General features: G+C 56.7%; 9 protein-coding genes and 1 other RNA gene. 1 reads left to right on the plus strand and 9 read right to left on the minus strand.

From position 1 onward, the window contains the following. The 7 genes from QZ196_RS13710 to QZ196_RS13735 all read right to left on the minus strand — a co-directional run bounded on the left by QZ196_RS13710 (nucleotide 1) and on the right by QZ196_RS13735 (nucleotide 4,978). Nucleotides 1–177, minus strand: coding sequence for a DUF4169 family protein (locus QZ196_RS13710; protein ID WP_296427338.1), 177 nt, complete (start codon nucleotides 175–177; stop codon nucleotides 1–3). Then, on the minus strand, nucleotides 174–1,565 hold the full coding sequence (gene fumC, locus QZ196_RS13715; RefSeq protein ID WP_296427340.1) for a class II fumarate hydratase: 1,392 nt from the start codon (nucleotides 1,563–1,565) through the stop codon (nucleotides 174–176). Before fumC ends, QZ196_RS13710 begins: the two co-directional genes overlap by 4 nt. A 67-nt stretch (nucleotides 1,566–1,632) precedes the next feature. Further along, the gene (locus tag QZ196_RS13720) at nucleotides 1,633–2,100 is read right to left on the minus strand and encodes a ClpXP protease specificity-enhancing factor SspB (RefSeq protein WP_296427341.1); all 468 of its coding nucleotides are present in this window, start codon (nucleotides 2,098–2,100) and stop codon (nucleotides 1,633–1,635) included. Nucleotides 2,101–2,168: 68 nt separating this feature from the next. Beyond that, entirely contained in the window at nucleotides 2,169–3,422 is a 1,254-nt protein-coding gene (gene chrA / locus QZ196_RS13725) for a chromate efflux transporter (protein WP_296427343.1), read from the minus strand. Further along, a complete protein-coding gene (locus QZ196_RS13730) occupies nucleotides 3,419–3,988 on the minus strand; it encodes a chromate resistance protein ChrB domain-containing protein (RefSeq protein ID WP_366510976.1) in 570 nt (189 codons plus the stop codon). Before QZ196_RS13730 ends, chrA begins: the two co-directional genes overlap by 4 nt. Next, complete coding sequence (locus QZ196_RS17605; RefSeq protein ID WP_366510977.1) at nucleotides 3,958–4,215, minus strand: hypothetical protein; 258 nt, start codon at nucleotides 4,213–4,215, stop codon at nucleotides 3,958–3,960. The genes QZ196_RS13730 and QZ196_RS17605 overlap by 31 nt, the downstream gene beginning before the upstream one ends. A 112-nt stretch (nucleotides 4,216–4,327) precedes the next feature. Continuing rightward, entirely contained in the window at nucleotides 4,328–4,978 is a 651-nt protein-coding gene (locus QZ196_RS13735) for a DUF1194 domain-containing protein (RefSeq protein WP_296427351.1), read from the minus strand. Nucleotides 4,979–5,217: 239 nt separating this feature from the next. On the opposite strand from QZ196_RS13735, the gene QZ196_RS13740 reads away from it, so the two are divergent. Next, complete coding sequence (locus QZ196_RS13740) at nucleotides 5,218–6,105, plus strand: hypothetical protein (RefSeq protein ID WP_296427346.1); 888 nt, start codon at nucleotides 5,218–5,220, stop codon at nucleotides 6,103–6,105. 75 nt (nucleotides 6,106–6,180) lie between these two features. On the opposite strand, the gene ssrA is transcribed toward QZ196_RS13740, so the two are convergent. Together ssrA and QZ196_RS13750 are read right to left on the minus strand one after the other, a co-directional pair. Beyond that, nucleotides 6,181–6,531: a transfer-messenger RNA gene (gene ssrA, locus QZ196_RS13745) on the minus strand. A gap of 111 nt (nucleotides 6,532–6,642) precedes the next feature. Then, a partial coding sequence (locus QZ196_RS13750) for a hypothetical protein (RefSeq protein WP_296427348.1) occupies nucleotides 6,643–6,823 on the minus strand: 181 nt, incomplete at its 5' end.

Below are 6,823 nucleotides of genomic sequence, written 5' to 3' on the forward strand. Positions count from 1 at the left end.
TTATTCATCCTCAAACTTCGACTGTGACAGGCGATTTTGGGCCTGTTTCTCCTGTGCCGCCTCGAGCACGATCTGCGCCTTTGTCCGGCCAAAGCGGACGGCATTCGCATCTGCTTTGGCCTTTGCGTCGGCACGTGCGCGGGCCTTGCGTATTTGGTTGAGGTTGATTGGACTCACTTTGGTCCAATCATATCTTCAGGGCGCACCACTTGGTCGAACGTCGCTTCGTCGACGAAACCAAGCCGGATGGCTTCGTCCTTGAGGGTTGTGCCGTTCTTGTGCGCAGTCTTGGCAACGGTTGTGGCGTTGTCGTACCCAATTGTGGGGGCCAACGCCGTGACCAGCATCAGCGATTCCCGCATCAGTTTTTCGATCCGCGCCCGATCTGCCCGAATGCCAACGACACAATTGTCGGTAAAGGCACTGGCAGAGTCACCCAGCAACTGCATGGACTGCAACACATTGTAAGCCATCATTGGCTTCATCACGTTCAGTTCAAAATGGCCCTGTGATCCCGCAAAGCCGACGGCGGCATCGTTGCCCATCACATGCGCGCAAACCTGTGTAATCGCCTCGACCTGCGTCGGGTTCACTTTGCCCGGCATGATCGACGATCCCGGCTCGTTCTCTGGCAGGATCAACTCGCCCAGACCGCATCGTGGGCCAGAACCCAGCATCCGAATATCGCAGGCGATCTTGTAAAGACTTGCAGCGACAGTTTTCAATGCGCCGGACATTTCGACCAATGCGTCATGCGCGGCCAGCGCTTCGAACTTGTTCGGTGCTGTGACAAAGGGCAGGCCAGTGATATCTGCCATATGGCCTGCGACCGTCTCGCCCCAACCCTTTGGGGTATTCAGGCCGGTGCCGACGGCAGTACCGCCTTGCGCAAGTTCATAGATCGCGGGCAGGGCGGCATTGATCCGGCGCAATCCCATGGCGACTTGATGGGTATACCCCGAGAATTCCTGCCCCAGGGTCAGCGGCGTTGCATCCATTGTATGGGTGCGACCGATCTTGATGATATCGTCAAACTCGGCTTGTTTGGCGGCCAAGGTGGCACGCAATTTTTCCAATCCGGGGATCAGCACATCGCGGGCGGTCGTTGCCACCGCAATATGCATGGCCGTCGGAAATGTATCGTTTGAAGACTGCCCCATGTTGCAATGGTCATTGGGATGCACGGGGTCTTTTGACCCGATGACGCCACCCAGCATCTCGATCGCACGGTTCGAAATCACCTCGTTGGCGTTCATGTTCGATTGGGTGCCAGACCCGGTTTGCCAAACAACAAGAGGGAAATGATCGTCCAACTTGCCCGCCACGACCTCGGCTGCCGCCGCAACAATTGCATCGGCCTTTTCGGCATCAAGCTCACCGCGCGCCTTGTTGGCAATGGCACAGGCCTGCTTGATCACGCCTAGCGCGCGGACAATCGCAATCGGCTGTTTTTCCCAACCGATGGGGAAGTTCAGGATGGACCGTTGTGTCTGTGCACCCCAATAGCGGTCTGCGGGAACCTCAAGTGGGCCAAAGCTGTCAGTTTCTGTGCGCGTTGCGGTCATATCTCGGCCCCTTTTTATTTTCTGTCACAGGCGGTTTAAGCCTGTGACGGGGGCTGTGCAAGATGGGCTACTTGCGGAACTTGTCGAGACTGACAACCTCGGCGTCTTTCCGAGCGCCTTTGCCTGTGTCATTGGGCTCGACCATTTCATCCATCGGCGCCTCGTCGGCCGCGTTGTCGTCGTCCTGTGTTTCAAAGCGCAGGCCAAATTCAACGGACGGGTCCACAAAGGTCTTAATGGAATCGTAAGGGATATAAAGCGTTTCAGGATTGTCGCCAAAGTTCAGGGTGATCGTGAAGCCTTCATCGGTGATCTCCAGATTTTCGAACCAATGTTGAATAACCACTGTCATTTCGCCGGGGTACCGATCAGATAGCCAGTCGGCGATTTCAACGTCGGGATGCATTGTGTCGAACGTAATAAAGAAGTGATGCGCGCCGGGTAGCCCATCTTTGGCGACACTGATCAAAACCTGTTGGATCAGGCTGCGCATGGCCCGGTGCATCAGATTTCCATAGTCGATGGTGCGGGTCACAGCATACTATCCTTTCATGAACTCTCCTTAAGCATACGGGATTCGATCCCGGATGAAAGGGGGCGATGTCAGATCGCGCCAAATGCGGTTGCGATTATCAGGCTAAGGGCTGCCGAAGTCATTAAAACCAGCGGCAGGGACCAATGCCGCCACAGCAGAAGCGCTCCAGAAACCGTAGCCAACGCGATTGCGATGGGTTGGGCCGTCACCAAATTCGGCCAAAGGCTCTGGATCGGCCCCCACACGACCGGATGAACCTCACCGAAAAACACATGCAGCGCGAACCATAGCGACAGGTTCGCGATGACACCGACAACGGCTGCGGTGATCCCCGAAAGCGCGCCACGCAAGCGCGGTCGCCCATCCAGCCAGTCAATCAGCGGCGCGCCAGCAAAAATCCAGATAAAACACGGCACAAACGTCACCCATAGTGTCATGATGCCCGACAGCACTGCCTTTTGGACGCCGCCCTCGGCAAGGCCTGCGGTCATGCCGACAAATTGCGTGACCAGAATCAGCGGCCCGGGCGTCGTTTCTGCCAACCCCAGAGCATCCATCATTTGCGCTGTGGTCAGCCATTCGTATCCGATCACCACCTCTTGGGTGATATAGGCCAGCACCGCGTAGGCCCCACCGAATGTCACAACGGCCAGCTTGGAAAAGAAGACCCCGATTTCGGTCAGAAAGACGTCACCGGCCAGCGCGGCGATGACCACCGGGGCCGCCCAAATGATACCGCCAACGACGATAATCGTCATGCTGCGCCGCAGGGTCACCTTGGTCGCGGCGATTGGGACCGTATCGGGCCTGTGCAATAGGGCACCGATCACCGCCGCTCCGGCGATAACCAACGGGAATGGCACGGCCAGAAAGAACAGCGCAACAAAGCCACCGACAGCGATCACAATGTGCTGCCGTCGCAAAAGCGCGCGTCTGGAAATTTTGATCAGTGCCTCAACAACGATCACCACGACCATTGCCTTTACCCCCAGAAACAGCGCCTGAACCACCGCCAGATCGCCGTAGGCACCATAGAACAGCGCCAGCACCGCGATAACCACGGCCCCCGGCAGCACAAACAGCCCACCACTGATCAGACCTCCCGTGACACCGGCCCGTTTCCAACCCGCATAGGTTGCCAACTGCATCGCCTCGGGGCCGGGCAGCAACATGCAGAACGACAAAGCACGCAGGAATTCTGCCTCGGTCAGCCAGTTGCGGGTTTCGACCAGCTCTTTGTGCATCAGTGCTATCTGTGCGGCTGGACCGCCAAACGACAAAAGGCCAATGCGTCCAAAGACGCGCACCAACTCGCGGTTCATGATGCTTGTCCCGCCGACCAGCCATGGCCTTCATCCTGTCCGTCGCGCGCCCACCGATAAAGCGCATCATATAGGCCGATACCGGCCTCTAGCTGGGCGGTGTCGTCCTTGTACATCCGCGAAAGGCCAATCGAAAGTGCCAGAAGCCCGGCCGCCTGCGGCGCCAGGTCATGCCGATCGGTATCAGCGGCGCGTATGATGGTGGCCATTGTGTCCAATGCGCTGTGGCGAAGCCCAAATTCAGCAACCATCATGTCAAATGTGCAGGCGTCGCCATGATGGGTCCAATGTGTGTCACCGATGTCAAAGGGAATGGCCCCGAATTTATCGGCCACTGCTGCAACCTCGGTAGGGGGGACAAACATGAACTCCGCTTTTGGATCGACAAACCGCCGGATGAGCCAAGGACAAGCGATCCGGTCGATCTTGGGGCGGTGCCGCGTCACCCATAGCGGTCCGGGAATGTTGACTGCGGGGACGCGGGGCAGCTGCGCGTCGCGCCAGCCGTGATTGCCGCCAGCCAGCACATTTGCATTCACGCCACGCGCCCGCAGTCGCGCGCGCACGCCATGCGACAGCTTTTGCCCTGTTGGCAAATGACGACGACATCCTGACCTTGTACCCGTACCGCCAGCCCGTCAAGATCGCTGAATGGATGTCGAAACGCTGTCGGGATCAGGTAGGGATCGTCGTGAAAGTCGCTATCCATGCAGACATCAATCAGCACCGGACAAGCGGGCGTGCCGATAAGGCGCATCAGTGTATTGGGTGATATTTCGTTAAAAGCCGCCATAGTGCATCCTTTCTGAAAGTGTCAGTGGATGCGACGCTTGGACCTAGGTCTGACGGGGTGTTCGCGGACCCCAAGGCATCATTTTGCGAGATTTAAGGCGCAGGGTCAATCGCTATCCGATTATCTTGCTGATTTCGCGTAGGATTTTTGCGCGGATCGCTGCGGGATATTCACGATGTGTGCGGGCCGTGATCACAAAGCCGTTGCGGGTAATCAAGGCGGATTTATAAAAGCCGGTTATCGCCAGCCCCATGGACTCGATTGCGATGCCGTTGATGGTGACGCCCGCGCGTTCTGCCGCAATGCGCGCAAGCCGCACATCGCTGCCGCTATTGGGTGTGCCGTCACCCGAGACGTCAATGACCTTGCGTTTGCAGTCAGATACGTCGCCAAAAAGGTCCAATGAGAAATAGATCGCCTCGGCTGGTGCAGTGTCCGATAATACAAATGCGCGTTCCATCACACGGGCCTGATTGGCCAGATACTCTGCATCAAGGGCGGTGCGGATCCGGCGCCACGGCACAGACACGGCCTGACGGTCTGCCCCCGACCACTGCACAACCGAAATGGCCGTTTCACCGCTGATCAGCGCCTCAATGATTTCAGGATCACGCAATGCATCGGCAAGGCCGTCGGTCTGCAACCTATATTCGGCAACGTCGATCGAGTTGGATACATCAATTGTCAATATCAATGCTGTCTCACAGGCTGATGCCGTGAATGGCCATATGGTCAGCAGCGATATTAATGCAGGCTTCATCATACTCATGACATCATCGTGCGAAGTCCGGGGGCGTATTGCAAGGGACTTTATTGGTCGTCGTGTAAGTGGATGGATTGACGCGTTATTCCTTTTTTTTGACAAGGTTTCGCCCATTTCTCAGCCCAATTCGGCAGAAGTATGCGCACGACAACTTGTCGTTGACTCGTCTCGTCATCCTGCACGTCTGGTCACTACTCACATATCTGGCCAGTCCTGCTGCAACTCTGAAAGGTCCAACCATGCCCAACCGACCTCTTTCTGCTCTGACCTCTGCCACACTTTCACTCGCGCTTGTCGTTGGCGCGGCAAGTTCCGCCATAGCCGACACCAACCACGCGCGTGCGGCCCTCGGGTATGACCTTGATGTCCTTGTTCAGCAGGCCGCCGCGTCCGTTTGCATGATCAATGCCGGTGTTGATGTCCGCGCGGAAATGATCGCGTTGGGCCAAAGCCGTATGGCATTTATTGCGACGCTTGATCAGCTTTCCGACGCGATGGGCGATCACGCACTTGCGCAGATTTCTGTTGATTGGGCTCCACTTGATGTCGCGACAAGCATGATTTTGGTAGGGGACCATCCAAATACCTACAAATCGACCGTGATGCAGGGGCTACCGCCGCTACAGGCTGCAATACAGAAATTCCTGTCCCAATCCGCACAGACTGATGCGCTGTCGGACGACAAGACGGTGTCGGATATGCTGACAATGGATGTGGCCGCGCGGCAGGCGCTTTTCGTCCAACAGATCAAGCTGCAGGCTTGCGAACTTGGCAGCGGTACGGCGACGGCCAGCCTTGTGCGGGATTTCACAGCGACGACCACGTCCTATGATGTGACACTGACCGCTTTGCGTGATGGTCAACCAGATGTCGGGATCAACGCGCCTCATAGCTATCAGGTCAGTCAGATGCTTGCCGCTGCGATGTATGACTGGCAGCGCGTGAAACCAATGCTGGATGTCATCGCTGCGAATGGCACGGCCACTCCGGAACAACTGACCAAATTGCGCGGACTGACCGATGCATTGCAGGTCCGGACAAGCGCGCTTGTCGATCAATATTTCCTGTATGGACCGGATGAAGCGCCAATGCCGCAAGTGGCGCTTTTGCTTGACGGCGCTGAGTAAATTATCTGCTGCTTATAAATCTTTTGGGCCACTGCTGGCGCGGTGGTCTGAAATTTCACAATAAGGGGAGGCTAAAGTGCAGGTTTCTGTTGCCAGGTACCTGCGAACCCCGCCTATGGTCGCAAAACCATAGGGCTTAAGTGTTCGATATTTCGGACTGCTTACGCAGCCAGAGCCATCGGTGCTTTGTTGTCATTTGCAACTAGCTTTTTTGTACCGATAACGGTGGTAACTCACCGAAACAAAGCAAACCCCTTTAGACGTTCGTCGATCCTATTTCGTCCCCATGGCTGCCAAATGAGCAGTTTTTGGTGGAGACGCCGGGTACCGCCCCCGGGTCCGATCCGCGTATTACGAGCGCGTTTATGTCCATAGTCCCGAAAGACTATCTTGTAGATAGGAGACAGGGACGGTCGCCGCAAGGGGTCGACTGCGGGTATCGAGGGGAAATTTACGCCAGCCCCGCCGTGCCCGCCCGGCAGGGAAACCCATTGGCCGACGACTAGCAGCCGAATAGCAGCGTGTTAGAGGCAGCACTCAGGTAAGCAATGCGCTTGTGTTGTGAAGGATTGCAAGAATACCCACACTGGCCTCGACTGCGAAGAACACCCATTTCTTGAAGGTCGGCCCATCCTGCGTATTCCGGGGTGATCCGGCCAGTGATTCCGAAAGTATCCGGCCACCCATTCCGATTTTATCCGGCCACTGATTCCGGAGC

Origin of the sequence: Yoonia sp. (assembly GCF_017854565.1) — a bacterium.
Taxonomy (GTDB): Bacteria; Pseudomonadota; Alphaproteobacteria; order Rhodobacterales; family Rhodobacteraceae; genus Yoonia.